Here is a 24,688-nt window from a genome sequence, read left to right on the forward strand (position 1 = left end):
AGGAGGCTCGTTTAAACCTTGCTCGTAGCGTCGACGGGAATCTCCGAGTCGCTGTCGGCCGCGGAGGCTCGCCTGGGTCGGCGGACGGCTCTCACCTTCCCGCTGTTACCGCCTCCGCAGAAGAACTGCTCGCCGCCATCGGACTCGAGCCCCGACACGCCGACTCCAGCCGGCATATCGAGTCTCTCCAGGACCTCTCCGGTTCGAGGGTCGACTCGTCTCAATTCGCTCGCGTCATCTTCCCAGGTGCCGTGCCAGAACTCTCCGTCCACCCATGTGACCCCGGTGACGAAGCGGTCGGACTCGATGGTGCGAAGAATCGCCCCTGTCTGGGGATCGACCTGATGGATTTTCCGGTCCCGATACTGTCCCACCCACAGCGTCCCTTCGGCCCAGGTGAGCCCGGAGTTACCGCCGTGGACGTCGGGCGCCGGGATCGAGGCGAGCACACGGCCGGTCGTCGGATCGATCTTCTTGATGCGATCCCCTTCAATCTGAAACAGGTGCTGACCGTCGAAGGCCGTTCCTGCATGCGCGGCGACATCGATTGAACGCAGCATCTTCCCGTTTGCGGGATCGAACGCGTTCAGCTTGTCTCCGGACGCAAACCAGACGTGCTGACCGTCATAGGTGACTCCACCCACGCTGTCGACACCCGGAAAGGGTCCGTACTCACAGACGATTTCTGCTGCTGATCGATTCATGCTTCCATCCTGGTCACGTGGTAGTCGAGGGGGAGTAACAAGGTCATCGTGAATCCCGGCACGGGCGGGGTCATCCAGCGACGCGCCCGGCCGCGACCGAACGACTGCACCTTGCCTGCTGCCGCAAGCGAGTCGAGTGCCCGCTGCACGGTGCGCTGGCTGGCGCCAAGCGCGAGCGAGAGAGCTGAGCTGGACCACGATTCACCGTCGGCGAGAAAGGCGAGCATCGTCGCATGCTCCTCTTCGACGGGCCGCGCCAGCACGACGACCTCGCGTGCGCGATGCGGCACGAGCGCAAAACCGCGCTTCGTCGCGCTCACGTCGGCCAGCGCCCGGAGCGCCGTGCGAAGCCGCCCGACTTCGACGCGCAACCGGGCGCGATGCGATTCGTCGGCGCGCCTGGCCCTGAATGCCCGTGCGACAAGCGCGTCTCTCGGCGCGTCTTCCGGCCACGCTTCGCCGAGCGCGCGTGCGAGCGTGAACAACACCGGACGCGTTGCGAGCGAGACCACCGTACCTGCGTCACGCACGACATGACGGCACGCGTCTACGACGAGCGCCTTCGACGCCAGTAATGCTCCAACCTCATCGAGCAGGAGGAACCGCTCCTCGCCGCGTGCAATCAGGCGCGCCGCGGGCGTCTTCAGGACCAGGGAGGCGCGTTCGACTTCCGCCGTCAGCGCGGGGATACCTGCACGGCGCGCGGCATCCCCGGCCCGGACGAGCGCAGCGCGCGCCGTCCTGGTCTGGAGGCGTCGTATCGCAATGCCCGCAACGATCAGTTCGTGGGCAGCCTTCGACGCAGGCGGGAAGGGCGCGGGGTCGAGCCCGGCGAGCGTTCGCTCGGCCTCGCCGAGGCGCCCGATCAGGAGGAGGCGCCGGACTTCGAGATACTGCGCGTGCGCGGCGTTCACCCGGTCGCCGTGCGCTTCGAGCGTCGCCCGCGCTGCGTCGAGCGCCTTCGCAGGCCAGCCCAGGTCGCGCGAGGCGAGCGCGATCTCGGCCTCGGCGACGATACATCTCGCGCGCGCCACGGCCTCTTTGGGACCGAAGGCGCGCGCCGCACTTCGCACGAGCGCCTTCGCTCGAACGAGATCGCCGAGCTGGGCCATCGCGATGCCTCGAAGCGCGAGCGCTGGCGCGTCGTCGCGCAAGGCGACCCGGTTCAGCGCGCCGAGGGGATCACCCGCCGCGAGCGCACGCGCCGCGGCCGTGATCAGCGAGTCCATGTGCATCCAAATCCCGTCACACTTGTCACTCCCACCGTTCGATGCCCGGTACTAATCTAGCACGACCATCAACCAGCACGTCGTATCGTGAACGAACGACGAAGAATACACAACGGAGGGAAAGCATGACGACGAGACACATGACCGGGACACGTGAAGAGTGGCTGGCGGCGCGGCTCGAACTGCTCGATGCGGAGAAGGAGCTGACGCGGCGCAGCGACGAACTGGCGCGGCGCCGTCAGGCGTTGCCATGGGTCCGGATCGACAGGAAGTACCAGTTCGAGACCGATGAGGGAAGCGCCTCGCTGGCTGACCTCTTCAGAGGGCGCTCGCAGCTCCTCGTCTACCACTTCATGTTTGGGCCCGACTACACGGCAGGGTGCCCGTCCTGCTCGGCGATCGCGGACGGTTTCGATGGCTTCGTCGTCCACCTGGCGAACCACGACGTCACGCTTTCGGCGGTGTCGCGGGCGCCGCTCGCGAAGCTGCAGGCGTACAGGCGGCGGATGGGGTGGACATTTCCCTGGGCATCCTCGTCCGGCAGCGACTTCAACTTCGACTTCAACGTCTCGTTCACCGAGGAGCAGCAGCGCGAGAACGTCGTCGAATACAACTACCAGCGCGGCGGCCACGCGATGGATGCGACGCCGGCCCCGGAGCCGGTTGCCCAGTTTGCGGCCACCTGCGGAACCGACGCGCCCACCTACTCGCGCGACAGGCCGGGCATGAGCGGGTTCGTGCTCGAGGACGGTGTCGTCTATCACACCTATTCCACCTATGCGCGCGGACTGGATGGCCTCTGGGGCATGTACCAGTGGCTCGACCGCGCCCCCAGGGGCCGCAACGAGACGGGCATCTGGTGGCGCCGCAACGACGAGTACGACAGGCGCTGAGCCATCTTGCGGGCGTCGTTGGTGCAACCGGATGACGGGAGATATCACGTGGTTACCGAACAGGCTTCCCGGCGAGCCTTCCTCGGCGTGTCGGCGCTGCTCTTCGCCTCGAGCGCGGCGGTAACGATCGCCTGGTCCGCGTCCATGTCGGCGATGGGCGAGATGCCCATGCCCGGCGGCTGGACGATGTCGATGGCGTGGATGCTGATGCCCGGACAGACCTTGCCCGGCGCCGCGGCGTCGTTCCTCGGTATGTGGGTTGTGATGATGGTAGCGATGATGCTGCCGTCCCTGGTGCTCATGTTGTGGAACTACCGTCTCGCCGTCGGCAGGACAGGCGAGACGCGCCTGGGTCGATTGACCGCATGGGTGAGCGTGGGGTACTTCTTCGTGTGGGCCGCGTTCGGCATCGCGGCCTTTGCGCTGGGCGTCGCGCTGGCGGCGCTTGAGATGCACTCGCCGGTGCTGGCGCGCGCGGTTCCGGTCGCGGCCGGTGTGGTTGTCCTGAGCGCCGGCGCGCTCCAGTTCACCGCGTGGAAGTCACATCACCTTGCCTGCTGCCGGCAGGCACCGGGACGCGGCCGCACCTTGCCGGCCGACGCCAGCACCGCCTGGCGGCACGGACTGCGCCTTGGTCTACATTGCAGCTACTGCAGTGGAGGCCTGACGGCGATCCTGCTTGTCATCGGAGTCATGGACCTGCGCGCGATGGCTGTCGTGACGGCAGCCATCACCGTCGAACGTGTCGCGCCGGCCGGTGAGCGCGTCGCGCGAGCCATCGGAGCCGTCGTCGTCGGGGCGGGGCTGTTCCTGATCGCGCGAGCAGCCGGGCTCGGATGACGGATTACGGAACAAGCCAGAGCGGGCTCGCGTAGATCACGAGCGACACGACGAAAGTGATGGCCGTGTAGCCCATGACGCGCTGGATGCGAATGCCGGCTATCGCAACCACGGGCACAGCCCAGAACGGTTGCATGTCGTCGCGCTGTTCCATGGTGTCTTTCCTCTGGTCGCGCGCCGTCCTGGCTCCATCCCGGTCCATGGCCCTCAGAACCCCGCTGCCAGCCCGTCGCGCCGGCTGTCGCTGGCCGCGACATAACCGCGCTCCGGCTCATTGCGGTCGAGCTTCCAGATGTACTGCCCGGAGCCGAAGTCCATATACGGATCGTCAACCGACTTGATCGTGTGCCCCCTCTCTTCAAGCGCACGCGCGGTGTTTCGATCGAGCGTCGCCTCGATGTCGATCGTGAAGTCGCGGTTCACCTTCCAGCGCGGCGCATCGCACGCGGCCTGCGGCTGCTGGCCGTAGTCGAGCATGCGCACCACCGACTGCAGGTGACCTTGCGGCTGCATGTCGCCGCCCATCACGCCGAAGCTCATCACCGCCTCCTGCCGCCCCCCGATCTGCTGTGTGAGGAACGCCGGAATGATCGTATGGAACGGCCGCTTGCCGCCTTCGACGACGTTCGGCGACTGCGGATCCATCGAGAATCCGCAGCCGCGGTTCTGCAGCGCGATGCCGCTATCGGGCACCACCACGCCCGAGCCGAAACCCATGTAGTTCGACTGGATGAAGCTGACCATCATGCCGCGCTCGTCGGCCACCGACATGTAGATCGTGCCGCCGGCCTTCGGCATGCCGAAGTCGAACTGCGTGGCGCGCTTCGGATCGATCAGCTTCGCGCGCGAGGCGAGATAGGCGTCGTCGAGCATCTGCCCGGGGGTGACGTCCATCGAACGCGGATCGGCGACATAGCGGTAGACGTCGGCGAAAGCGAGCTTCATCGCCTCGATCTGCAGATGCTGCGATTCGATGTTGTCCACCGCGAGCGACTCCATGTCGAAGTGTTCGAGGATGCCCAGCGCAATCAGCGCCGCGATGCCCTGACCGTTCGGCGGAATCTCGTGCACCGTGTAGCCGCGATAGTTCTTGCCGATCGGCTCGACCCAGTCGGCGCGATAGTTGCGCAGGTCGTCGAGCGTTAGCGCGGCACCGCTCGCGCGCGCGAACGCGGCGATCTGTTCGGCGATCTCGCCCTCGTAGTACGCGCGCGGGCCGAGTTCGGCGAGCCTGCGCAGCGTCCTGGCGTGACCGGGTAAGCGCACCAGTTCGCTCACTTCGGGCGCGCGGCCGCGCGGCATGAAGGTGTCGGCAAAGCCCGGCTGATCCTTCAGTTCGGGCACGGCAGCGGCCCACTTGTACGCGACGATGCTAGCCACCGCATGACCGCGCTCGGCGATCTCGATGGCCGGCTCCATCAGATCGGCGAACGGCAGCGTGCCGAACTTCTGGTGCAGCGCTTCCCAGCCCGCGACCACGCCGGGCATGGTTACCGTATCCCAACCGCGTTTGGGCTGCATCGCAAGGCCGTTTTCCTCGCCGTACTTACGTTTGAAGTAGTCGACACTCCACGCCGCGGGCGACACCCCCGAGGCGTTCAGTCCGTGCAGCTTCGCGCCGTCCCACACGAGCGCGAACGCATCGCCGCCCAGCCCGCACGACACCGGTTCGACCACGGTGATGGCGGCGGCCGCGGCGATCGCCGCGTCGACCGCATTGCCGCCTTTCCACAGCATGCGCAGGCCAGCCTGGGCGGCCAGCGGATGTGACGTCGAAACGATGTTGCGCGCGAAGACCGGCAGGCGCGGCGTGGGGTAGGGGTTTTGCCAGTTGAAGCGGGTCATGGTGAACTCGGAGGAAAAGAGTGAACGGGGTGAACGGCGCACGCATGGCACGCCGGAATAGCGTTACAGTTCGCGCGGATCGAGCGCATCGCGCAGGCCGTCGCCAAGCAGATTGAAGCCGAGCACGGCGAGGAAAATCGCAATGCCGGGAAAGATCGACATCCACGGTGCCTGACTCACGAAGTCCTTCGCGGTATTCAGCATCGATCCCCACGAAGGCGCCGGCGGTAACTGCCCGAGCCCGAGGAACGACAGGCTGGCCTCGGCGATGATCGCCATCGCAACCGTCAGGCTCGCCTGCACGATGATCGGCGGCAGGACGTTCGGCAGGATGTAGCGAACGATGATCCGGAAATGACCAAGACCGATCGCGCGCGCGCCTTCGACGTAATCTTCGGCCTTCACGCTCATGGCCTGGCCACGCGTCAGGCGCACGAAACGCGGCATCGCCGAGACGCCGATCGCGACCATCGCGTTGGTCAGGCTCGGGCCGAGAAACGCGGCCATCGCAATCGCAAGAATCAGAAAGGGGATCGACAGCAGCGCATCGGCGAGCCGCGAGATCGCGCCGTCCACCAGCTTGCCGAAGTAGCCCGCGAGGAGGCCAAGCGGCACGCCGATCGCGACCGCGATCCCGACCGACACAACGCCGGCCAGCAGCGAAGCACGCGCGCCCCACAAGAGCCTCGTCAATACGTCGCGGCCCAGCTCATCGGTGCCGAACCAGTGCGATGCCGACGGCGCCTGGCGCACGGTCATGAAGCTTGCCTCTACCGGATCATACGGCGACAGCCACGGCGCAAGGGTCGCCACCAGAATCACCAGCAACACGATGAAAGCGCCCGCCACGGCGGCGCGATTGCGCATGAACTTCGTGAGACCGCGCCGCCGCCTGCGCGGCAGCGGCGCAGAAGCAGAAGCAGAAGCGCCAGCGGCGGGATGGGCGGGAGTAGCCATCAGCTTCGCCTCAGTCGGGGATTGAGCAGGATGTACAGCACGTCGGCGAACAGGTTGACGACGATGAAGCACAAGGCCGTGACGAGCACCACGCCTTGCACGACAGCATAGTCTCGATTGAACACCGCATCGACGACGAGCTTGCCGAAGCCGGGAATTGTGAAGACCTGTTCGGTCAGCACGGCGCCGGCCAGCAGTTCGCCGAACAGGAGCGCCAGCACGGTCACAACAGGAATCAGCGCGTTGCGAAAGCCGTGCTTGATGACCACTGTGCCGCGCAATAGCCCTTTGGCGCGCGCGGTACGGATATAGTCGGTGCGCAGCACGCTCAGCATCGCGCTGCGCGTATGGCGCATCAGCTGCGCACCGAGCGCCGCGCCGAGCACGAACGCGGGCATGATCATCGTCTTGATGCTGAGCCAGAGGTCTTCGCCGGGCGGGACGTAGCCGGAAGAGGGCAGCAGATGCCATTCCACCGAAACAACGAAGATGAGGATGATGCCCAGCCAGAAGTTCGGAATCGACATGCCCGACAGCGCGAGAATATTCGCGCCGTAATCGAGCGCGCCGCCCTTGCTCGCGGCCGACAGAATCCCTGCCGGGATGCCGATGCCGATCGCGACGATCATCCCCATCACGGCCAGTTGCAGCGTGACGGGCAGCTTCTGCGCGATCAGCTTCGTGACGGGCACATCCGTGCGCAGCGAGCTCCCCAGGTTGCCGTGCAGCATATCGCGAACCCACAGCACGTACTGCACCGGCGTCGGCTCGTCGAGATGGTATTTGACGCGCAGCGCCGCGATGACCTGCGGGTTCTGGTCTTCTCCCGCCATCGCCATGACGGGGTCGCCCGGCAGCAGCTTCTGCAGGCCGAAGATCATCATCGACACCAGAATCAGCGTCGGTATCGCAACGAGCACGCGGTTGGCGATGATGCGCAACATGATCCGCTCAGCTCTTGATGCTGACGCCGCGCAGACGGATCAGCCCGTCCGGGTAGGGCGTAAAGCCCTGCACCTTCTTCGACAGCACGAACGGCCAGGGCTGCACGTAGATGTAGACGATCGGGTCTTCATCCGCGAGGATCCTTGCCGCCGAGTCGTACAGCGGCTTGCGGTCCGCGGCGTTAGTCTTGACCCGCGCGTCGTCCAGCAGCCGGTCGACCTCCCCGTTGCAGTAGTGCCCGTAGTTCAGATTGCCCTTGCACGTGGTGAACTGATGCAGGTTGCCATCCGGGTCTACACGGCCCGACCAGCCGGTGTACAGCACTTCGAAGTCGCCGTTATGCGCGGCGTTGAGCGCGGCGGCGTAGTCGGTCGGACGCAGCTTCAGGTTGATGCCGGCTTCGGCCAGCATCGCCTGCAGCATCTGCGCCATCTGGCTCGACACGGTGTTGTTGCCGAATGTCAGTTCGACGTTGACGTGGTCGTAGCCGGCAGCCTTCAGCAGCGCTTTCGCTTTCGCGACGTCGCGATGCGTGGTCTTGATCGAAGCATCGAAGTAGGGGCTCGTTTTCGGCAGCGCCTGATTGGCGGGCGTATAGATGCCCGCGCCGATCACCTGGTTGATCGCATCACGATCGATCGCGAGTTCGAAGGCCTGGCGCACGCGTTTGTCCTTGAGCGGCGTGTTGCCGCGCGCACCGTTGGCGAGGTTGAACGTGACGTCATAAAAGCCCAGCCCGCTGATCGACACGAGGTTGAGGTTCCTGTCGTTCCTGACCGACGCGACGTCGGACGGCGCGAGACGTTCGAGCATGTCGAGCGACCCGGAGCGCACGTTCGCGAGGCGCACGGTGCTGTCGGGAATCGGCTGGAAGATCACTTTCTGGATCGGGTATTTGTCCGCGTCCCAATAGCCCGGGAATTTCTGCAGCACGACCCGGTCGTTCTGCACACGCTCGACAAACCTGTACGGGCCGGAGCAGACCGGATGGGTCGCCACGCCGTTATCGTCAGACAGGGTTTTGGGCGCGAGCATCATGCCCGCGCGATCCGACAGCGTGGCAAGCAGTGCGGCATCAGGTGCTTTCAGCACGATGGCCACGGTGTACTCGTCGATCACGTCGACGTGATCGATCGACGCCAGTTCGCTCTTGCGATTGCTGGTGGGCAGCGTGCGGGCGCGATCGAGGTTGGCCTTCACCGCAGCCGCGTTGAACGGCTCATCGTCGTGGAATTTGACGCCCTGGCGCAGTTTGAAGGTCAGGGTCTTGCCGTCGGCGCTGGTCGACCAGGAGGTGGCCAGCATCGGCACGATTTTCAGGTCCGGGCTGATATCGACGAGCGAATTACACAGCGAACTGAAGACGATCCGGTCGACGACCTGCGCACTGCGCGCCGGGTCGAGCGAACCGATGTCGTCCTGCAAACCGATACGTATCGTCTGGGCCATCGCGGTGCTTGCGCTCGCGGCCAGCGCTGCGGCAATCAACATTCTACGCATGCGGACTTTTCCTTTTTCATCTGGTGTTCAATTAACGGTTTGCTTCGCGGTGACGAGATCAAACGCCGCCGCTTGCCAGCGCCTGGCGCTCGCGATAGATGCCAAGCCGCTCGACCAGCTTCGGACTCACGCTCGCCACCAGCGGCGTTGCGCCACCCGCATTCTGGATTTCGCGCCAGAAGTGACAGGCGACCTGTCGTCCGCCGGGCAGCGTTTCGTTAAGCGGCCGCTCATCCTTGCAACGCGGCTTCGCGTGCGGGCAACGCGTGTGAAAGCGGCAGCCTGGCGGCGGCGCGGTAGGGCTCGGCAGATCACCCGGGAGCGCTGGTTTGTTGCGACGCTGGCTCGGGCTGCTGGCCGGAATGGCCCGCAACAGCGCTTGTGTGTACGGATGCAGCGGCGCGTCGAACAGATCGTCGACGTGGGCCAGTTCGACGATTTCGCCGAGATACATCACCGCGACGCGATCGCTCATGTGGCGGATCACGGCGAGGTCGTGGGCGACCATGATCAGCGTCAGCCCCAGATCCTGCTTCAGCGCTTCCAGAAGATTGATCACCTGCGCCTGTACCGAAACGTCCAGCGCCGAGACCGGCTCGTCGCCGACGATCAGCTTCGGCTCGCCGGCCAGCGCGCGGGCAATGCCGATGCGTTGCCGCTGGCCGCCGGAAAACTCGTGCGGATAGCGCTCGGCATAGTCAGGCTGAAGTCCGACCGTGCGCAACAGCTCGGCGACGCGCTCGGTGCGCGCCGCGCCACGCGCGAGATCATGCAGCGCAATCGGCTCGCCGATGATCTGCCCGACCGTCATGCCGGGATTCAGCGACGCGAACGGGTCCTGGAAAATGATCTGCATCTCGCGACGCAGCCGCCGCATCGGGGCGGCGCCGATTTGCGTGATGTCCTTGCCCTGATAGAGCACGCGGCCTTCGGTGGCATCGATCAGGCGCAGCAACAGGCGCCCGAGGGTCGACTTGCCACAGCCCGATTCGCCGACGATCGCGAAGGTCTCGCCCTGCTGTACCGCGAACGACACGCCATTGACCGCATAGACGGTCGGCGTGCGGGCGAAGAGATGCCGCGTCCCACCGAAGTGCCTTGTCAACGCGCGGGCTTCGATGATAGGCGGGTTCGGTGTGTGCGTGACAGCGCCTTGCAGTGACGACGATTGCGTGCTCATGCCAGCACCTCCTTCGTGCGGGGCGCGGCGGAGAATTCGACGGGCGCAGCCCAGCACGCAACCCGGTGCGTGCCGTCGAGGAGCCTGTCGGGCGGCGCGGCGTCGATACAGCGCTGCTCGGCGAACGGGCAGCGTGGCGCGAAGCGGCAGCCGCCCGGCATCTGTTCAGGCGAAGGCACCGACCCGTGGATCGTCGCAAGCGGGCCTTCGCGTTTGCCGACCGATGGAATCGCACCCATCAGGCCGATCGTGTACGGATGCTGCGGGTCGTCGAAGAGGTCATCGACGGTGCCGTACTCGACGATGCGCCCGGCGTACATCACGGCCACATGGTCGGCGACTTCGGCCACCACGCCGAGGTCGTGGGTGATCAGCACCATGGCCGTGCCCGTTTCGGCCTGAAGATTCTTCACGAGCGCCAGCACCTGCGCCTGGATCGTCACATCGAGCGCGGTGGTGGGCTCGTCGGCGATCAGCAATTGCGGGCGGTTGGCGAGCGCCATCGCGATCATCACCCGCTGGCGCATGCCGCCCGACAGTTCGTGCGGGTAAGCGTCGAGCCGCTTCTCAGGCGCGGGAATCCGTACGAGCCGCAGCATCGCGAGCGCTTCGTCGCGTGCCTTGGCGCGGCCTAAGCCCTGATGCCGCTCTACGCTCTCGGCAATCTGGTCGCCGATGGTGAAAGCCGGATTCAGCGACGTCATCGGCTCCTGAAAGATCATCGACATGCGGTTGCCGCGGATGTCGGCCAGTTCGCGCTCGGTTTGTCTGAAGAGGTCCCGGCCGTCGAAGATGGCCGAGCCTGCCACGACGTTGGCCGGCGGGCTCGGCAGCAGGCCCATCAGCGCAAGCGAGGTCACGCTCTTGCCACAGCCCGACTCGCCCACGATGCACAGGGTTTCGCCCGCGCCCACCGAGAACGAGACGTTGTCGACAAGATTGGGGACATGGGGTGCGCGGGAGAATTTCAGCGAGAAACCGCTGACTTCCAGTACCGGTCGACGCTCTTCACGGCTCATCCTTCGACACTCCACATCGCGCAGGTCATCCTTTCGATGGCTTTCAGTATTTGATTATGTCCGCCGCGCAACATCAGAAAATATTAATATTTCTTTTCGATGCTTAACGTTTTCTTGAATATCGGATGAACGAGCAATGCCGACACTCCGGATGCTGAAAACCTTTCGAGCCGTGGCGAAGACGGGCTCGTTTGCCGCCGCGGCTGAAAAGGTCGCGCTGACCCAGGCGGCGGTGAGCCTGCAGATGCGTGGTCTCGAACAGGCGCTCGGGCGCCAGCTCTTCGATCGCAGCGCGCGGCAGATCGCGCTCACGCGGCAGGGCCGCGAGATCCAGCCGAAGATCGAGCAGATTCTCGACCTGCTGGCCGAACTGGAGCCGCAACCGGCCGCCTTGATGCAGGGGCCGGTGACGATCGGCGCGGTTGTTTCGGTGATCGGCGCGCTTTCGCTGGTGGTCGCGAGTCTGAAGACGGCGCATCCGCAGCTGGATGTGCGGCTACTGTCGGCGCGCTCGGATGAACTGGCCGTGATGGTGGAAGAAGGCGAGGTGGATATCGCGGCGGTCGTGGCGCGGCCGGATGAAGTGTTGCCCGACACACTCAGATGGACGTCGCTTTACACCGAGCCGCTGGTGCTGATCGTGAGCCGCGAGGTTACCGATACCGATCCTCTGCGGATTCTGCGGAATCACGGCTTCCTGCGTTTCGACCGGCGGGTGCGTACCGGTCGCGTGGTCGAGCAGGCCCTTCAGAGCCTTGGTGCGACGGTCAATGAATATCTGGAGCTGAACTCGATCGAGACCATCGCCGCGCTGGTGCGGGAGAATGTGGGTGTGGCGGTGCTCCCGCTACTTCATCGCGCGAACTGGCAGACGGACCCGGCGCTGCGCGTGGTGCCGATCGCGAATCCTCCGATCCTGCGCACAGTCGGGCTGATCCAGCGGGCGTCGTATGGCCACAGCGGCATCACGGAGGCCATCATCGATACGTTGAATGCTTCGTGATTGGTCGAGCCTTTAGCTTTCGCGCAGACGGGATGAGTTGCCTGTTACGCTTGATACGCTCTATCGCCCCGCCGCCCGCACCGGCATCACGCCCGCACGCGCGGGCGCTTCATCGATGCCGCGAAACACCAGCGCCGACACCAGCGTGATCAGCCCGACACAAACAAAGCTGAGCCTGAAGCCCATCGCGGCCGATCCCCACTGCTCCGAGAACAGGTTCACGAGGCCGCCACCGATCGACACCCCCAGCCCGATCGCGAGCATCTGAACCATCGAGAAGAGGCTGTTGCCGCTACCTGCATCCTCGCTCGACAGTCCCTTGAGGGTCACGCTGTTCATGGCAGCGAACTGCATCGAATTGGCCGCGCCGAAAATGGCCAGCACGGTGATTTCGGTCACGAGCGGCGTACCCGTTGAGATCAATGCAAACGCAACGATCGCCGCGCCCACCACCACGGTGTTGACGAGCAGGAACATCTCATAGCCATAGCGTCGCACGAGCGGAGCGATCCAGCGCTTTGCCACGGTGCCGGCCAGCGCGGCGGGCAGCATCATCAGGCCGGAATGCAGCGGTGTATAGCCGAGTTGCAACTGCATCAGGAGCGGCAACAGGAACGGCACCGCGCTCGTGCCGACGCGGCATATGAGATTGCCGATCAGCCCGACGCTGAAGTTGGGCTCGCGAAAGAGCGCGAGCCTGAAGAGCGGATTCTGCCGGCCTCGTGCGTGCGGAATGTACGCGAGTGCCGCAACAACACTCAGCACGAAGAGCCCGGTTGACCACAACGCCCGATGGTCTTGCACAGGGGTATCCACGGCAAGCGAAAACGCGACCATGCACAGCGACAGCATTCCGCAGCCGACGAAATCGAATGGCGGCGCCGAGTGCGACGCGCCGTCCGGCAGATAACGTCGCACCGCAAGCAGGCCGGCCACGCCAATGGGCACGTTGATCAGAAAGATCCAGTGCCACGAGATGGCCTGGACGAACCAGCCGCCCAGCGTCGGCCCGAGGATAGGGCCGACCTGGCCTGCCACCGAGATGAACGCGAGCGCCGACACGTACTGCTCGCCGGACACGCTGCGCAGCACTGCAAGCCGTCCAATCGGCAACAGCATCGAGCCGCCAACGCCTTGCAGCACCCGCGCCACGACCAGCTGCCCGAGCGTGTGTGCGCTCGCGCAGCAAAGCGAACCGAGCACAAAAATCAGGATTGCGGTGAAGTAGACGCGCCGCGTGCCGAAGCGGTCCGCGAGCCAGCCGGAGGCGGGCGTCAGGAGCGCCATCGTCAGCGTGTAGGCGACGACGACAGGCTGCATCGCGAGCGGCTGTTCGTGAAGGCTGTGCGCGATGGAAGGTAAGGCGGTGTTGACAATCGTCGTGTCGAGCGCCTGCATGAAAAAGCCGGCGGAGACGATCCACAGCAAGGCTGTCTGTGTGGAATCCTTGGTCATCTGAATGGGTCTGTAACGGGCCGGGCGGCGCTGCGCTTCGCTTCGCATCGAACCCTCCCAGGCAATTGAAGGCAGTGTGCCGCGACATCATCGGGATGCGAACATCATATTCAGCGCGAGGCTGATCGGGAACCCCTCTAACGGGATTGACTGTTATCGATTTTGCCGATGACAATAGCTGATGCTCAATCCGGTCTGGCTCAAAACCTTCGCTACCGTCGCGGCGTGCCATAGCTTCACCGAGGCCGGGCGACAGCTTGGCCTCACGCAATCGAGCGTGAGCGAACATATCCGCCGCCTCGAAGAAAGCGTCGGCCGGCGGCTGTTCGTGCGCGACACCCATTCGCTCGCGATGACCCCCGATGGCGAGGCGATGCTCGCGCACGCCAGTGTGATCCTGCAGGCGATAGGCCGCGCTGAATCGCAGTTTCGCGGACCACGCCTGAAGGGGCGCGTGCGGCTCGGCTCATCGGATGACGTGGCACTTGGACCATTGCCGACCGTGCTCGCTGCGTTCCGGAATGCGCATCCGGACGTCGAACTGGAGATCACGATCGGCATGACGGGCAAGCTGTATGAACTGCTCGACGCCGGCGCGATCGATCTGCTGGTCGGCAAGCGGCGTCTTGGCGACAGGCGTGGCGTGCCGCTCTTTACAGGACGGCTCGAATGGCTCGCGAAGACGGGCACGCTTGTCGATATTGCGCAGCCGTTGCCGCTTATTCTTGTCGCGGAACCGAGCGTGACGCGCGCGGTGGTACTCGATGCGCTCGCCGAGGCAGGCTTTCGCTGGCAGGTGGTCTGCACGAGCAGCAGTCATGCGGGGTGTATCGCGGCTGCGCGCGGCGGTCTCGGCATTACCGTGCGGCCGCAATATCTGGCGGCGCGTGGTCTTACGCCTCCGCTCAACAGCGCCAGTCTGCCCACCTTGCCGGATGTCGAATTCATCGCGCTTGCGGCGAAGCGGCTCAGCCGCCCGGCGGGCACGCTGCTGCAACTACTGCACGACAGCGATCTGCGAGGTTCGTGGATCGGGGAGTAATTCGCCGCGTGACTGCTACGACCCGCGCATGTCCGACACCGCGTTATTTCCCGCGAGGGGTGTCTGTCGCGGGCTGAGGTTCGCGGAGCGGATCGAGCAGCGACGACAGGCCGTTGTGATCGATCTCCTGCATCAGCGCCAGTAGCCGGCCGATCTCTCCGGGCGGAAATCCGTTGTTCGCAAACCAGTTGAGATACGGCCCAGGCAGATCGGCGATGAGCCGGCCCTTGTACTTGCCGAAGGGCATGACGCGGGTAACGAGAAGTTGCAGGTGTTCGGGGTTCATGGTGTATCAGGTTTTCATGGCGCCGATCTCTCGACAGGTGCGCCAATGATGCCTGACTTACCTGGTATCCGCGTCGCGCGGTCTCGTGAAAGCCGGGTTCGTCGTCGCTGCCAGGACGCCGTCGTGTGACGACTGCCGCGATCCGGGCCGAGTGCTGCAGATTGCCGACCGGCCCGTACCCGGCGAACGCTAACCGGTGCGATTCCCGTTGCGGCCTGTCAGACGAAGATGTCCATCACGGGCCAGTTCCGTTCGAGCGCGAGTGCGCGAAGTCGGGCGTCGGGATTCGTCGCGACGGGATGTGTCACGCGTTCCATCAGCGGCACATCGTTGATGGAATCGCTATAGAAGTAGCTTTTGCCAAAATCCGTGAGCGCGTGCCCAAGCGTTGCCAGCCAGCTTTCCGTACGCACGATCTTGCCTTCGCGAAAGCTCGGCACGCCGACCGATGTGCCGGTATAGCGGCCGTCCGGGTGTTCACCTTCCGTGCCGAGTTCGATCCCGAGCAGATGATCCACCCCCAGCGCCTTCGCGATCGGCTTCGTGATGAAGACGTTCGTGGCGGTGACGATGCAGCACAGATCGCCGGCGTCGAGATGCCGCTTCACCAGCGCACGCGCAGCAGGGCGAATCGCGGGAGAGATGACCTCGTGCATGAACTGTGTGTGCCAGACGTCGAGCTGCTCGCGAGTGTGGCGCGCGAGCGGCGCGAGCGTGTAGTTCAGGTAGGCGGTCATGTCGAGTGTGCCGGCTGAATACTGGCGGTAATACTCATCGATTTCTTCGGCGTGACGCTTGCCGCCATCGATCCCGAGACCAGCCAGGAAATGGGCCCACGCCTGATCGCTGTCGAGCGGTAGCAGTGTGTGGTCCAGATCGAACAACGCAAGATTGCGATTCATCCCTTTCCCTTGTTTCTTTTTCTCTTCCGTGTGTCGATCTGCTCGTTCCTCGCCTCTGCCGGGCGCGGCCGTTCCTGTCCGTCTTCTACGTCCAGGCCGATCGTAGTTTTAAATACACAAAATTGCAATAAGGCAAAATTGTGCAACACTAGCGAGATGGATCCCTGTTTGTTGTTGCCCTGTGGCGCGCGGGGTAAGGGGATGACCGAACGACTCTTCACGCCGTATTGCTCATGTCCTGCACTGCCTTATGCTGATCCTTCTCAACCTCCTGTCCGGCGTGGCGCTACTGGTCTGGGGTTCGCACATCGTGCGCACGGGCATCCTGCGTGTGCTTGGCGCCGACCTGCGGCGCATCCTCAGACACAGCACGAATAACCGGGTCAAGGCATTCTGCTCGGGCGTGGGCGTGACGAGCCTCGTGCAGAGCAGCAACGCGACCGCCGTGATCGTCACGTCGTTTGCCGCACAGGGCTTGCTGCCGTTGTCGAGCGGGCTCGCGATCATGCTGGGCGCCGATGTCGGCACCGCCTTGATGGCGCGGATTCTGACGCTCGACCTGTCGTGGCTGTCGCCCGTGCTGGTGCTGGTGGGTGTGCCGCTCTTTCTGTCGCGCAAGCAAAACCGTGTGGGGCAGGTGGGGCGTACGATGATCGGCCTTGGCCTGATTCTGCTCGCGTTGCACCTGATCGTCGAAGCGGTGCAACCGATGATGCACGGCGCAGGCGTACGCGTGATGTTCGGCGCGCTGACAGGGGACACGATGCTCGACGCGCTGGTGGGCGCCGCGTTCGCGATGATTTCGTATTCGAGCCTCGCCGCTGTGCTGCTGACTGCGACGCTCGCTTCGTCCGGCGTCATATCGCTCAAGGTCGCACTTTGTCTCGTGATCGGTGCGAACCTCGGCAGCGGTCTGCTGGCGCTGGCCGGTACGCTGGCCCAGAACACCGCCGCGCGGCGGCTTGCACTTGGCAGTTTTGCATTCAAGCTGGCCGGGGCCTTGCTGATTCTGCCGTTCACCTCGCTCCTCGCCGCCGGCTTGCCGATGCTGATCAGCATCCCGCGTGAAGCGGTGGTCGGTTTCCATCTGATCTACAACGCGCTGCGCTGTATCGCCTGCGTGCCGCTGATCGAACCGGTTGCGCGCCTCTGCGTCCGGGTGCTGCCGGATCGCGCGGAGCCGAATGCCGAACTGCGTCCCCTTCATCTGGACATGGCAGCGCTGCCTACGCCGGCGCTTGCGCTCGCCAACGCTGCGCGCGAGGCGTTGCGCATCGGCGACCTCATTCGCGCGATGCTCGACAACGTCGCCGAACTGCTGCATCGCAACGACCTGCAGAAGGCGCGCGAAACGATACGCATGGACGACGACGTCGACCATCTGTACGCCGCCGTCAAGACTTACCTCGCACGTGTTTCACGCGAACAGCTGGACGAGGCCGAGAGCCGGCGCTGGACCGACATCATCTCGCTGACGATCAATCTCGAGCATGCGGGCGACATCATCGAGCACATTGTCGGCGATATCGAAGAAAAGAAGATTGCCCACCGTCTTGCGTTCTCCGAAGAAGGTCTCGGCGAGCTGGAGGATCTGCACGCGCGGCTCGTCAGCAATCTGCAGCTTGGACTGTCGGTATTTCTCAACAACGATCTGCGCAGTGCGGAACGACTGCTCTCGGAGAAGGAGCGCTTCCGCGATCTCGAGCGCGCCTATTCATACAGGCATCTTGACCGCCTGTCTGGCCAGACGCTGCGCAGTGTCGAAACGAGCGCGCTGCATCTCGACCTGATCAGTGACATGAAACGGCTGAATTCATTGTTTTGCTCGACGGCGTACCCGGTGCTCGATGCCGTTGGTGCGCTGCATGACACGCGGCTGCGCAAGCGGGCGGTGGATGCGATCCACAGCCCAGCTGAATAGGCCCGCTGCGTAGGCTCTGAGCGCCACGTTATACGCTGGCGCTAGGCCAGTATGACCTTGCGGAGCTTTTTCTTCAGCAGCGGAAAATCCGCGGCTTCGGTCGCTTTGCGGTTAGTGATCAGCAGATCGATGCGCTCGACCGGGCAATACGCAATGCGGCTGCGTTCACCGATCTTGCTGTAGTCGGCGAGGATCACGACGCGGTCGGCATTCTCGACCATTGCGCGCGCGACTTCGGTCTCGGCATGGTCGAAGTTCGTTGCGCCGCTCCGATGATCGACGCCGACTGGCGACAGCAGCGCAACGTCCGCGCGATATCGCTGGATCTCCGCGATCGTCGTGCCGCCGATGGTCGCCATCGAGCGCTCGCCGATCGAGCCGCCCAGCAGAATGACTTCGTTCGCGCTGTTGCCAGGCTCGGTCGCGCCGCGCATCTTGAGCGCCACGTCGATCGAATTCGTCACGATTGTCAGATTGGCGAGTTTCGCCAGTTCCTCCGCGAGCAGGGCGGTGGTGGTGCCGGCGTCGATGAAGAGCGTCTGTCCGCTTGCAATGACGCCGGTCGCCGCCTTCGCAATCGCAATCTTGGATTTGACGCGCGTATGCGCGCGCTCTGCGATGGGTGCTTCGTCGCCGGGCTTGATCGCGCCGCCGTGGACCCGTCTCAGTTCACCGAGCGCTTCGAGGTCGAGCAGGTCGCGGCGCACGGTTTCGCGCGACACGCCGAGGTCGCTCATGATGCGCTCGGTCGACACCCGCTGCAGCGTCGAAAGCAATGCGCGAATGCGCTGATGACGGTCTTCCTGCCACATGCATTTTCCCCGGCGATAGATCCATTTCGGATGGGCCCAGACCGGTGGCGTGAAAGCCATCCGGAGGATGTTGAGCGGGTATCCACCCGCGCGATTATGGCGGTACTTTACCTGTCCAATGTTGCACTTTATTGTCAGCTTGCAAATTTGTGTATTTGATTTTAGCCTTGCTTCGAATCGCGGATTTGACCACATCCGAACATCAGATGTTCGAAAAGGAAATGAAATGTCCAGATTCGAACATCTGATGTCGGATTTAGCAATCTGGATGTCGTATGCAGACGGCATACTCGAGTTGCCGGCCGGGGTGGCCGGCTATTGCGATTGCGCCGCGCGACGACATGTGTCCGCTACGCGACAGGCCAACTACCGCGCGGCGGCAAGTTCACTGATACTACGATCGTCCACGCGCGGCAGATCTGGCAATACGCTGATGAAAGTACAGTCGAAAGGCGTATCGCGGGAAGTCAGGTGCGCAGCAGGGAAGTCCAACCGGGTCGATCCTGAAGGTAAGAAGACGTGGGAAATCTGAATGCTCATGCCGAGTCTGCCAACTGGCCGTATCCGCGGCTGGTCGCGCATCGCTGCGGCGGCACGCTGGCGCCTGAAAATACCCTCGCGGGTTTCGATGCGTGTGTGCGCTACGGCTATCGTATGGTCGAGTTCGACGCGAAGCTTTCCGCCGACGACGAAATCTTTCTGCTGCACGACGACACGCTCGACCGCACGACCAACGGCCACGGGCCGGCCGTCGACCGAACGTGGCAGGAACTCGCGCAGCTCGACGCGGGCGCATGGTTCGGCCCGCGCTTTGCGGGCGTTCATCTGCCTACGCTCGCCGAAGCGGCCGCCCGTTGTGCGAGCGACGGCCTTGCCGCCAACATCGAAATCAAACCCTGCCCGGGCCGTGAAGTAGAGACGGGACACCTCGTCGCGCGCGCTGCGCTCGATCTGTGGCGCGCGCAGACGCAACCGTTGCTGTCCTCGTTCTCTTTCGAGGCACTCGCGGCCGCACGCGAAGCGGCGCCGTCGCTGCCGCGCGGCATGCTGTTCGGGGCCATTCCCGACGACTGGCTGCGAATTGTCCGCGAGCTCGATTGCGTGTCGTTGCATGCGGATCACAAACATCTCAACGCGCAGCGAGTGGCCGACATCCATGCAGCGGGCCTGCGCGTGCTTGCCTATACCGTGAACGATCCCAGGCGCGCGAGTGAACTCGCAAGATGGGGTGTTGACACAATTTGTACAGATTGCATCGATAGGATTGGGGCCGGCGCGGGGACCGCGTCGCCTGCTTCGCTGTAAATGCAGAACGAGCAAGAACGGGCAATGGCGTACAGCAGGCGCGACGTGTCGCCGAAGACCCATTCGAATAGTCGTTTTCCCAACGTAGCAATTTTCGGCAGAGGTTAAAAACCATGAACCGGACCTGGACAAGTTCTTTTCTTTCGATGACGGCCATCGGGGCAGCGGCTGTCACGTGCATGAATACGGCGTCTGCTGCGCCGCCTGACGAGCTCGTCAAGGCCGCGAAGCAGGAAGGCCAGCTGACTGTCATCGCGCTGCCGCACGACTGGTGCGGTTATGGTCCGATGATCGCGGCTTTCCAGGCCAAGTACGGCATCAAGATCAATGAACTGAATCCGGACGCGGGTTCGGGCGACGAGGTCGAAGCGATCAAGGCGAACAAGGGCAACAAGGGTCCGCAGGCGCCCGACGTGATCGACGTCGGCCTGTCGTTCGGCCCGACGGCCAAGGCCGACGGCCTGCTGCAGCCGTACAAGGTATCGACGTGGAAGTCGATTCCCGATTCCGCCAAGGATGCCGATGGCTACTGGTATGGCGACTACTACGGCGTGCTCTCGTTCGAAGTCAATGCCGACATGATCGACAAGGTCCCTACCGACTGGGCCGATCTGCACAAGCCCGAGTACAAGAACGCCGTGGCGCTGGCGGGCGATCCGCGTTCGGCCAACCAGGCGATCCAGGCCGTGTATGCGGCAGGTCTGTCGTCGGCGAAGGGCGATGCATCGAAGGCGGGCGCGGCCGGTCTCAAGTACTTCGCGGACCTGAACAAGAACGGCAACTTCGTGCCGGTGATCGGCAAGGCTGCATCGCTTGCTCAGGGCACGACGCCGATTATCGTCCGCTGGGACTACAACGCACTGGCCGACCGCGACACGCTGAAGGGCAACCCGAAGGTGCAGGTGGTGGTGCCGAAGACGGGCGTCGTCGCGGGCGTCTATGTGCAGGCGATCAGCGCGTACGCGCCGCATCCGAATGCAGCGAAGCTGTGGATGGAATATCTGTACTCGGATGAAGGCCAGATCGGCTGGCTGACTGGTTATTGCCATCCGATCCGCTACAACGAACTGACGGCCGCGAAGAAAGTGCCGCAGGCGCTGCTCGACAAGCTGCCGCCGGCAGCCGCGTACAAGACCGCGGTATTCCCGACGCTCCAGCAGCAGGACGCTTACAAGGAAACGGTCACGAAGCAGTGGGATGCGGCGGTTGGCGCCAACGTGAAGTAAGCGGGGCAGCAAAGCTGGAATGGGCGGGCGGCGCGCAGTCTGCGTCGCCCGCTTCACATCTGGCGCCCCATTCCTGTCGCGGCAGACCTTGCATCGCGACAATCTGTTTGCCTGAGGGTGACCTATGAGCAGTCCATCGAATCTCGGGTCCGCACCGCCGGAGCTTCAGGCTCCCGTCGTGCTGACACCGACGCCGAACGTGAAGGGCCGCGGAGAGTCCGGGTCGCTGTGGACCTGGGTCGGCGTGCTGCCGTTCTTCCTGTTTGCACTGCTGTTCCTGATCCTGCCGACCGGTTTCCTGATGGTCGGCGCGTTTCAGGATTCGCACGGGCATTTCACGCTGACGAATTTTCTCGGCCTGTTCGAGCCGACCGTGCTCGACGCTTACTGGATCAGCTTCAAGGTGAGCGCGGCGTCGTCGATCGGCGGCGCGGTGCTGGGTTCGCTGCTCGCGTGGGCCGCGGTGCAGGGCAAGCTGCCCGGCTGGATCCGTCCGACCTTGATGACGTTTTCCGGTGTCGCATCGAACTTTGCGGGTGTGCCGCTCGCGTTTGCGTTCATCTGCACGCTTGGCCGCGTCGGCCTCGTTACGGTGCTGCTGAAGAAGTTCACCGGCATCAATCTGTATTCGACTGGCTTCAGCATTCTCAGCTTCTGGGGGCTGACGATCACCTACCTCTACTTCCAGATTCCGTTGATGGTGCTGATTGTCACGCCCGCACTCGATGGGCTCAGGCGCGAATGGCGTGAAGCATGCGATTGTCTCGGCGGCACGGCTTTCCAGTACTGGCGCTATGTCGCGCTGCCGGTGCTGTGGCCGAGCGTACTCGGCGCGACGCTCCTGCTGTTTGCGAATTCGTTCGGCGCGGTGGCGACGGCGTATGCGCTCACGGGCAGTTCGCTCAACATCGTGACGATCCTGCTCTTCGCGCAGATTCGCGGTGATGTGCTGCACAACCAGAACCTCGGTTATGCGCTCGCGCTCGGAATGATTCTGGTCACGGGGCTGTCGAACGGCGGTTATATCTGGCTGCGTTCGCGCGCGGAAAGGGGGCGTCGATGAAATCGCAATCCCGTGTGGGTGCATGGACCGCGATGATCGTCGGCACCGTGTATTTTCTGGTGCCGCTAATCGCGACATTCGAATTCAGTCTGCGCATGAAGCGCGGCGCGTATAGCTTCGAAGCCTACAGGGTGGTGTTGGCCGACCCGCGCTTCCAGGCGTCGTTCGGCTATTCGATCCTGATGGCGCTATTGACGATCGTCGTCGGCATTCTGCTGGTGGTGCCCACTGCGTACTGGGTTCAGTTGCGCTTGCCGAAGCTGCGGCCGCTCGTCGAATTCATCACGTTGTTGCCGCTCGTGATTCCGGCCATCGTGATCGTGTTCGGCTATCTGCGCATCTATAACAGCAGTTCCATTCTGCCGCTCACCGCCAGCGAGCGCGCTACTGATCTGTTGCTGGTGTTCGGTTATGTGACGCTGTCCCTGCCGTACATGTATCGCGCCGTCGATGCCGGTCTGCGGGCCGTCGACGTGCGCTCGCTGACCGAAGCGGCCGAGTGTCTCGGTGCGAACTGGCCGACCATCCTCTTCAAGGTGATTTTCCCGAACATCCGCTCAGGCATTCTGTCTGGCGCGTTCCTGACCTTCGCGGTGGTGATCGGGGAATTCACGCTGGCGAGCCTGCTCGACCGGCCTGCGTTCGGGCCGTATCTGCAGCTGATCGGCGCGAATCGCGCCTATGAGCCGTCGGCACTCGCGATCATTGCATTCGCCATTACCTGGGCCTCGATGGGGCTGATCCAGGTATTCGGTTCGGCGCGCTCGTTCGCCGCACAAAAACCCTGATGAACTGAGGCGTCCAGTCATGGCATTCCTTGAAATCGAAAATCTGCACAAGACGTTCGCATCGAACACGGCGTTGCATCACTTCGACATGAAGATCGAGCGCGGCGAATTCATCACGTTTCTCGGGCCGTCCGGCTGCGGCAAGACGACCGTGCTGCGCATGATCGCAGGCTTTGAAACGCCGACGCGCGGCACGATCCAGCTCGACGGCCGCGACGTCACGCATCTGCGCACGCGGCAGCGCAAGGTCGGCATGGTGTTTCAGTCATATGCGCTGTTTCCGAACATGACGGTGGCCGCCAACATCGGCTTCGGCCTGCGCGTGGCGGGCCGTCCCGAGGCGGAAATCCGTCAGCGCGTCGAAGAGATGTTGCAGCTCATCAAGCTGCCTCAGCTCGGCGAGCGCTATCCGTGGCAACTGTCGGGCGGCCAGCAACAGCGTGTCGCCCTGGCGCGCGCGCTGGCCAGCAAGCCGCAGGTGCTGCTGCTCGACGAGCCGCTGTCCGCGCTCGATGCGAAGATCCGCATCTCGCTGCGTCAGGACATTCGCATGCTGCAGCGCGAGCTCGGCATCACGTCAATCTTCGTGACGCACGATCAGGAGGAAGCGCTGTCGATTTCCGACCGGATCGTCGTGATGAACGAGGGCCGCGTCGAACAGGTGGGCACACCCTCCGAGATCTACAACTATCCGCGCACGCGCTTTGTCGCGTCGTTCGTCGGCACGCTCAACATACTCGCGGGACACGTCGTGGACCCGACGACGGGGAAGATGGTGGTCGACGGGCAGGAACTCATCACGACCCAGGAGCTGGCTTCCGGCGATGCGGGCAAGAAGCGTCTGCTTGCGTTGCGGCCGGAAGCGATCGTGCTCGAAGCGCCGGCACCAGGACGCAACACGCTGGCAGCAACGGTCGAAGACGTGAGTTTTCTCGGCGCGGTGGTGCGCATCCGTGCCCGTGTGAACGAGGCGGTGATTTCGCTCGACGTGTTCAACGATCCGAATCGCAGCCTGCCCGAACGCGGCCAGCCGGTCGCCCTCGGTTTTTCGCACGACAACCTGCTGGTGCTGGAAGAGGGCGTGTAAGCGAGCCTCGCGGGGCTCGAGAGGGGCGCTGGCTGTGACAAGGGGGCTCGCCGCGCCGCCAGCCGACCCAATGTGGGTTGGACCGCAAGCGGCGGACCGCTAATGAGTGCCAGACCACAATTTGCAGCACTATCAGATTTCTCATGCGTCTTTGAATGGGTATCGTAAGTCAAACCATTCAAAGATGGAGCACTCATGAGGCTTCACCGCGACCTGACCGATCTGCAATGGGACAGCGTAGAAGCGCTGTTCCGCGAGTTCCGCGCACGCAAGGACCCACGCGGCCGTCCAGAGCGCAATACGCGCGCGGTGCTGAACGCCGCATTCTGGATTCTGTCGACGGGCGGCCCATGGTCGACACTGCCGAGCCGCTATCCCGATCACCGAACGTGTCATCGACGGTTCAAGGCGTGGTTCGAGGCAGGCGTGCTGCAACGCGTCTTACGCGAGTTGCACGGCGAGGCTGGCGAGGCGATGTTCGAGGCGATGGCTGCCCGGATGCGCACCACCCACACGGCGTCTGCCGGCAAATCCGCGCCGGTGCCGGGTGCAAGGCGACGGCGCGTGCGCAATGAGCCACGGGCGTCCGCTGGAGAGCGAGGCGAGGCCACCCGCTGATCTGCAGCGCCGCCACCCGCGGAAGCAAAAATGAAAAAGCCGGGCGCTGATTTGCGCCCGGCTTTTGT

23 protein-coding genes and 1 pseudogene are annotated in these 24,688 nt (G+C 63.9%); 11 read left to right on the forward strand and 13 right to left on the reverse strand.

The window, feature by feature from the left end; translation table 11 throughout:
• Window positions 1-11: 11 nt before the first annotated feature.
• Both B0G77_RS35300 and B0G77_RS35305 read right to left on the reverse strand, forming a co-directional pair.
• A complete protein-coding gene (locus B0G77_RS35300) occupies window positions 12-704 on the reverse strand; it encodes a PQQ-binding-like beta-propeller repeat protein (protein WP_133666391.1) in 693 nt (230 codons plus the stop codon).
• Window positions 701-1,933 carry a helix-turn-helix domain-containing protein gene (locus B0G77_RS35305; RefSeq protein ID WP_133666392.1) on the reverse strand — a complete coding sequence of 411 codons (1,233 nt, stop codon included), beginning with the start codon at window positions 1,931-1,933 and terminating at the stop codon, window positions 701-703. Before B0G77_RS35305 ends, B0G77_RS35300 begins: the two co-directional genes overlap by 4 nt.
• Before the next feature lie 125 nt (window positions 1,934-2,058).
• On the opposite strand from B0G77_RS35305, the gene B0G77_RS35310 reads away from it, so the two are divergent.
• Both B0G77_RS35310 and B0G77_RS35315 read left to right on the forward strand, forming a co-directional pair.
• Window positions 2,059-2,826, forward strand: a complete 768-nt coding sequence (locus tag B0G77_RS35310; protein ID WP_133666393.1) for a DUF899 domain-containing protein — start codon at window positions 2,059-2,061, stop codon at window positions 2,824-2,826.
• A gap of 48 nt (window positions 2,827-2,874) precedes the next feature.
• Window positions 2,875-3,666 carry a DUF2182 domain-containing protein gene (locus tag B0G77_RS35315; protein WP_243751346.1) on the forward strand — a complete coding sequence of 264 codons (792 nt, stop codon included), beginning with the start codon at window positions 2,875-2,877 and terminating at the stop codon, window positions 3,664-3,666.
• A 4-nt stretch (window positions 3,667-3,670) separates the two neighbouring features.
• On the opposite strand, the pseudogene B0G77_RS35320 reads toward B0G77_RS35315, so the two are convergent.
• From B0G77_RS35320 to B0G77_RS35350, 7 genes and pseudogenes are all read right to left on the reverse strand, one after another.
• Window positions 3,671-3,802: pseudogene (locus tag B0G77_RS35320) on the reverse strand (TIGR00366 family protein); the annotation flags it as partial.
• 71 nt (window positions 3,803-3,873) lie between these two features.
• Window positions 3,874-5,511, reverse strand: coding sequence for a gamma-glutamyltransferase family protein (locus B0G77_RS35325; RefSeq protein WP_133666394.1), 1,638 nt, complete (start codon window positions 5,509-5,511; stop codon window positions 3,874-3,876).
• Window positions 5,512-5,574: 63 nt separating this feature from the next.
• Complete coding sequence (locus tag B0G77_RS35330; RefSeq protein ID WP_133666395.1) at window positions 5,575-6,468, reverse strand: ABC transporter permease; 894 nt, start codon at window positions 6,466-6,468, stop codon at window positions 5,575-5,577.
• The gene (locus tag B0G77_RS35335; protein WP_133666396.1) at window positions 6,468-7,412 is read right to left on the reverse strand and encodes an ABC transporter permease; all 945 of its coding nucleotides are present in this window, start codon (window positions 7,410-7,412) and stop codon (window positions 6,468-6,470) included. The genes B0G77_RS35330 and B0G77_RS35335 overlap by 1 nt, the downstream gene beginning before the upstream one ends.
• Window positions 7,413-7,419: 7 nt before the next feature.
• Window positions 7,420-8,913, reverse strand: coding sequence for an ABC transporter substrate-binding protein (locus B0G77_RS35340; protein WP_133666397.1), 1,494 nt, complete (start codon window positions 8,911-8,913; stop codon window positions 7,420-7,422).
• A 58-nt stretch (window positions 8,914-8,971) separates the two neighbouring features.
• On the reverse strand, window positions 8,972-10,093 hold the full coding sequence (locus tag B0G77_RS35345) for an oligopeptide/dipeptide ABC transporter ATP-binding protein (RefSeq protein WP_133666398.1): 1,122 nt from the start codon (window positions 10,091-10,093) through the stop codon (window positions 8,972-8,974).
• Window positions 10,090-11,112 (reverse strand): ABC transporter ATP-binding protein, encoded by a 1,023-nt coding sequence (locus tag B0G77_RS35350; protein ID WP_133666399.1) that lies wholly within the window; start codon window positions 11,110-11,112, stop codon window positions 10,090-10,092. The genes B0G77_RS35345 and B0G77_RS35350 overlap by 4 nt, the downstream gene beginning before the upstream one ends.
• Window positions 11,113-11,248: 136 nt before the next feature.
• Here B0G77_RS35350 and B0G77_RS35355 point away from each other — a divergent pair, with 136 nt between their 5' ends.
• Window positions 11,249-12,115: a LysR substrate-binding domain-containing protein gene (locus B0G77_RS35355; RefSeq protein ID WP_133666400.1), complete on the forward strand. Its 867-nt coding sequence runs from the start codon at window positions 11,249-11,251 to the stop codon at window positions 12,113-12,115.
• 60 nt (window positions 12,116-12,175) lie between these two features.
• Here the strand turns inward: B0G77_RS35355 and mdtD are convergent, their stop codons facing one another.
• A complete protein-coding gene (mdtD, locus tag B0G77_RS35360) occupies window positions 12,176-13,618 on the reverse strand; it encodes a multidrug transporter subunit MdtD (protein WP_133666401.1) in 1,443 nt (480 codons plus the stop codon).
• A 133-nt stretch (window positions 13,619-13,751) separates the two neighbouring features.
• On the opposite strand from mdtD, the gene B0G77_RS35365 reads away from it, so the two are divergent.
• The gene (locus tag B0G77_RS35365) at window positions 13,752-14,612 is read left to right on the forward strand and encodes a LysR family transcriptional regulator (RefSeq protein WP_133666402.1); all 861 of its coding nucleotides are present in this window, start codon (window positions 13,752-13,754) and stop codon (window positions 14,610-14,612) included.
• Window positions 14,613-14,655: 43 nt separating this feature from the next.
• Here the strand turns inward: B0G77_RS35365 and B0G77_RS35370 are convergent, their stop codons facing one another.
• Window positions 14,656-14,898 (reverse strand): DUF3820 family protein, encoded by a 243-nt coding sequence (locus tag B0G77_RS35370; RefSeq protein WP_133666403.1) that lies wholly within the window; start codon window positions 14,896-14,898, stop codon window positions 14,656-14,658.
• 218 nt (window positions 14,899-15,116) lie between these two features.
• The gene (locus tag B0G77_RS35375) at window positions 15,117-15,800 is read right to left on the reverse strand and encodes an HAD family hydrolase (protein WP_133666404.1); all 684 of its coding nucleotides are present in this window, start codon (window positions 15,798-15,800) and stop codon (window positions 15,117-15,119) included.
• A gap of 250 nt (window positions 15,801-16,050) precedes the next feature.
• On the opposite strand from B0G77_RS35375, the gene B0G77_RS35380 reads away from it, so the two are divergent.
• Window positions 16,051-17,721 (forward strand): Na/Pi cotransporter family protein, encoded by a 1,671-nt coding sequence (locus B0G77_RS35380; protein ID WP_133666405.1) that lies wholly within the window; start codon window positions 16,051-16,053, stop codon window positions 17,719-17,721.
• Window positions 17,722-17,762: 41 nt separating this feature from the next.
• On the opposite strand, the gene B0G77_RS35385 is transcribed toward B0G77_RS35380, so the two are convergent.
• Window positions 17,763-18,533: a DeoR/GlpR family DNA-binding transcription regulator gene (locus B0G77_RS35385; protein ID WP_133666406.1), complete on the reverse strand. Its 771-nt coding sequence runs from the start codon at window positions 18,531-18,533 to the stop codon at window positions 17,763-17,765.
• Between the two features lie 519 nt (window positions 18,534-19,052).
• On the opposite strand from B0G77_RS35385, the gene ugpQ reads away from it, so the two are divergent.
• From ugpQ to B0G77_RS35415, 6 genes are all read left to right on the forward strand, one after another.
• The gene (ugpQ, locus tag B0G77_RS35390) at window positions 19,053-19,838 is read left to right on the forward strand and encodes a glycerophosphodiester phosphodiesterase (protein ID WP_133666407.1); all 786 of its coding nucleotides are present in this window, start codon (window positions 19,053-19,055) and stop codon (window positions 19,836-19,838) included.
• A gap of 146 nt (window positions 19,839-19,984) precedes the next feature.
• A complete protein-coding gene (locus B0G77_RS35395) occupies window positions 19,985-21,064 on the forward strand; it encodes an ABC transporter substrate-binding protein (protein ID WP_243751426.1) in 1,080 nt (359 codons plus the stop codon).
• A 124-nt stretch (window positions 21,065-21,188) separates the two neighbouring features.
• Window positions 21,189-22,127 carry an ABC transporter permease subunit gene (locus tag B0G77_RS35400; protein ID WP_133666409.1) on the forward strand — a complete coding sequence of 313 codons (939 nt, stop codon included), beginning with the start codon at window positions 21,189-21,191 and terminating at the stop codon, window positions 22,125-22,127.
• Window positions 22,124-22,915 (forward strand): ABC transporter permease, encoded by a 792-nt coding sequence (locus B0G77_RS35405; protein WP_133666410.1) that lies wholly within the window; start codon window positions 22,124-22,126, stop codon window positions 22,913-22,915. The genes B0G77_RS35400 and B0G77_RS35405 overlap by 4 nt, the downstream gene beginning before the upstream one ends.
• 19 nt (window positions 22,916-22,934) lie before the next feature.
• Window positions 22,935-24,002, forward strand: a complete 1,068-nt coding sequence (locus tag B0G77_RS35410) for an ABC transporter ATP-binding protein (RefSeq protein ID WP_133666411.1) — start codon at window positions 22,935-22,937, stop codon at window positions 24,000-24,002.
• A gap of 195 nt (window positions 24,003-24,197) precedes the next feature.
• Window positions 24,198-24,620 carry a transposase gene (locus B0G77_RS35415; protein ID WP_133666412.1) on the forward strand — a complete coding sequence of 141 codons (423 nt, stop codon included), beginning with the start codon at window positions 24,198-24,200 and terminating at the stop codon, window positions 24,618-24,620.
• Window positions 24,621-24,688 lie beyond the last annotated feature (68 nt).

This window comes from Paraburkholderia sp. BL10I2N1 (assembly GCF_004361815.1).
Lineage (GTDB): Bacteria > Pseudomonadota > Gammaproteobacteria > Burkholderiales > Burkholderiaceae > Paraburkholderia.

Coding starts and splice junctions, on each gene's coding strand:
- B0G77_RS35300 (WP_133666391.1), bottom strand. CDS start 704: ATGAATCGATCAGCAGCAGAAATCGTCTGTGAGTACGGACCCTTTCCG.
- B0G77_RS35305 (WP_133666392.1), bottom strand. CDS start 1,933: ATGGACTCGCTGATCACGGCCGCGGCGCGTGCGCTCGCGGCGGGTGAT.
- B0G77_RS35310 (WP_133666393.1), top strand. CDS start 2,059: ATGACGACGAGACACATGACCGGGACACGTGAAGAGTGGCTGGCGGCG.
- B0G77_RS35325 (WP_133666394.1), bottom strand. CDS start 5,511: ATGACCCGCTTCAACTGGCAAAACCCCTACCCCACGCCGCGCCTGCCG.
- B0G77_RS35330 (WP_133666395.1), bottom strand. CDS start 6,468: ATGGCTACTCCCGCCCATCCCGCCGCTGGCGCTTCTGCTTCTGCTTCT.
- B0G77_RS35335 (WP_133666396.1), bottom strand. CDS start 7,412: ATGTTGCGCATCATCGCCAACCGCGTGCTCGTTGCGATACCGACGCTG.
- B0G77_RS35340 (WP_133666397.1), bottom strand. CDS start 8,913: ATGCGTAGAATGTTGATTGCCGCAGCGCTGGCCGCGAGCGCAAGCACC.
- B0G77_RS35345 (WP_133666398.1), bottom strand. CDS start 10,093: ATGAGCACGCAATCGTCGTCACTGCAAGGCGCTGTCACGCACACACCG.
- B0G77_RS35350 (WP_133666399.1), bottom strand. CDS start 11,112: ATGAGCCGTGAAGAGCGTCGACCGGTACTGGAAGTCAGCGGTTTCTCG.
- B0G77_RS35355 (WP_133666400.1), top strand. CDS start 11,249: ATGCCGACACTCCGGATGCTGAAAACCTTTCGAGCCGTGGCGAAGACG.
- mdtD (WP_133666401.1), bottom strand. CDS start 13,618: ATGCGAAGCGAAGCGCAGCGCCGCCCGGCCCGTTACAGACCCATTCAG.
- B0G77_RS35365 (WP_133666402.1), top strand. CDS start 13,752: ATGCTCAATCCGGTCTGGCTCAAAACCTTCGCTACCGTCGCGGCGTGC.
- B0G77_RS35370 (WP_133666403.1), bottom strand. CDS start 14,898: ATGAACCCCGAACACCTGCAACTTCTCGTTACCCGCGTCATGCCCTTC.
- B0G77_RS35375 (WP_133666404.1), bottom strand. CDS start 15,800: ATGAATCGCAATCTTGCGTTGTTCGATCTGGACCACACACTGCTACCG.
- B0G77_RS35380 (WP_133666405.1), top strand. CDS start 16,051: ATGCTGATCCTTCTCAACCTCCTGTCCGGCGTGGCGCTACTGGTCTGG.
- B0G77_RS35385 (WP_133666406.1), bottom strand. CDS start 18,533: ATGTGGCAGGAAGACCGTCATCAGCGCATTCGCGCATTGCTTTCGACG.
- B0G77_RS35395 (WP_243751426.1), top strand. CDS start 19,985: ATGACGGCCATCGGGGCAGCGGCTGTCACGTGCATGAATACGGCGTCT.
- B0G77_RS35400 (WP_133666409.1), top strand. CDS start 21,189: ATGAGCAGTCCATCGAATCTCGGGTCCGCACCGCCGGAGCTTCAGGCT.
- B0G77_RS35405 (WP_133666410.1), top strand. CDS start 22,124: ATGAAATCGCAATCCCGTGTGGGTGCATGGACCGCGATGATCGTCGGC.
- B0G77_RS35410 (WP_133666411.1), top strand. CDS start 22,935: ATGGCATTCCTTGAAATCGAAAATCTGCACAAGACGTTCGCATCGAAC.
- B0G77_RS35415 (WP_133666412.1), top strand. CDS start 24,198: ATGAGGCTTCACCGCGACCTGACCGATCTGCAATGGGACAGCGTAGAA.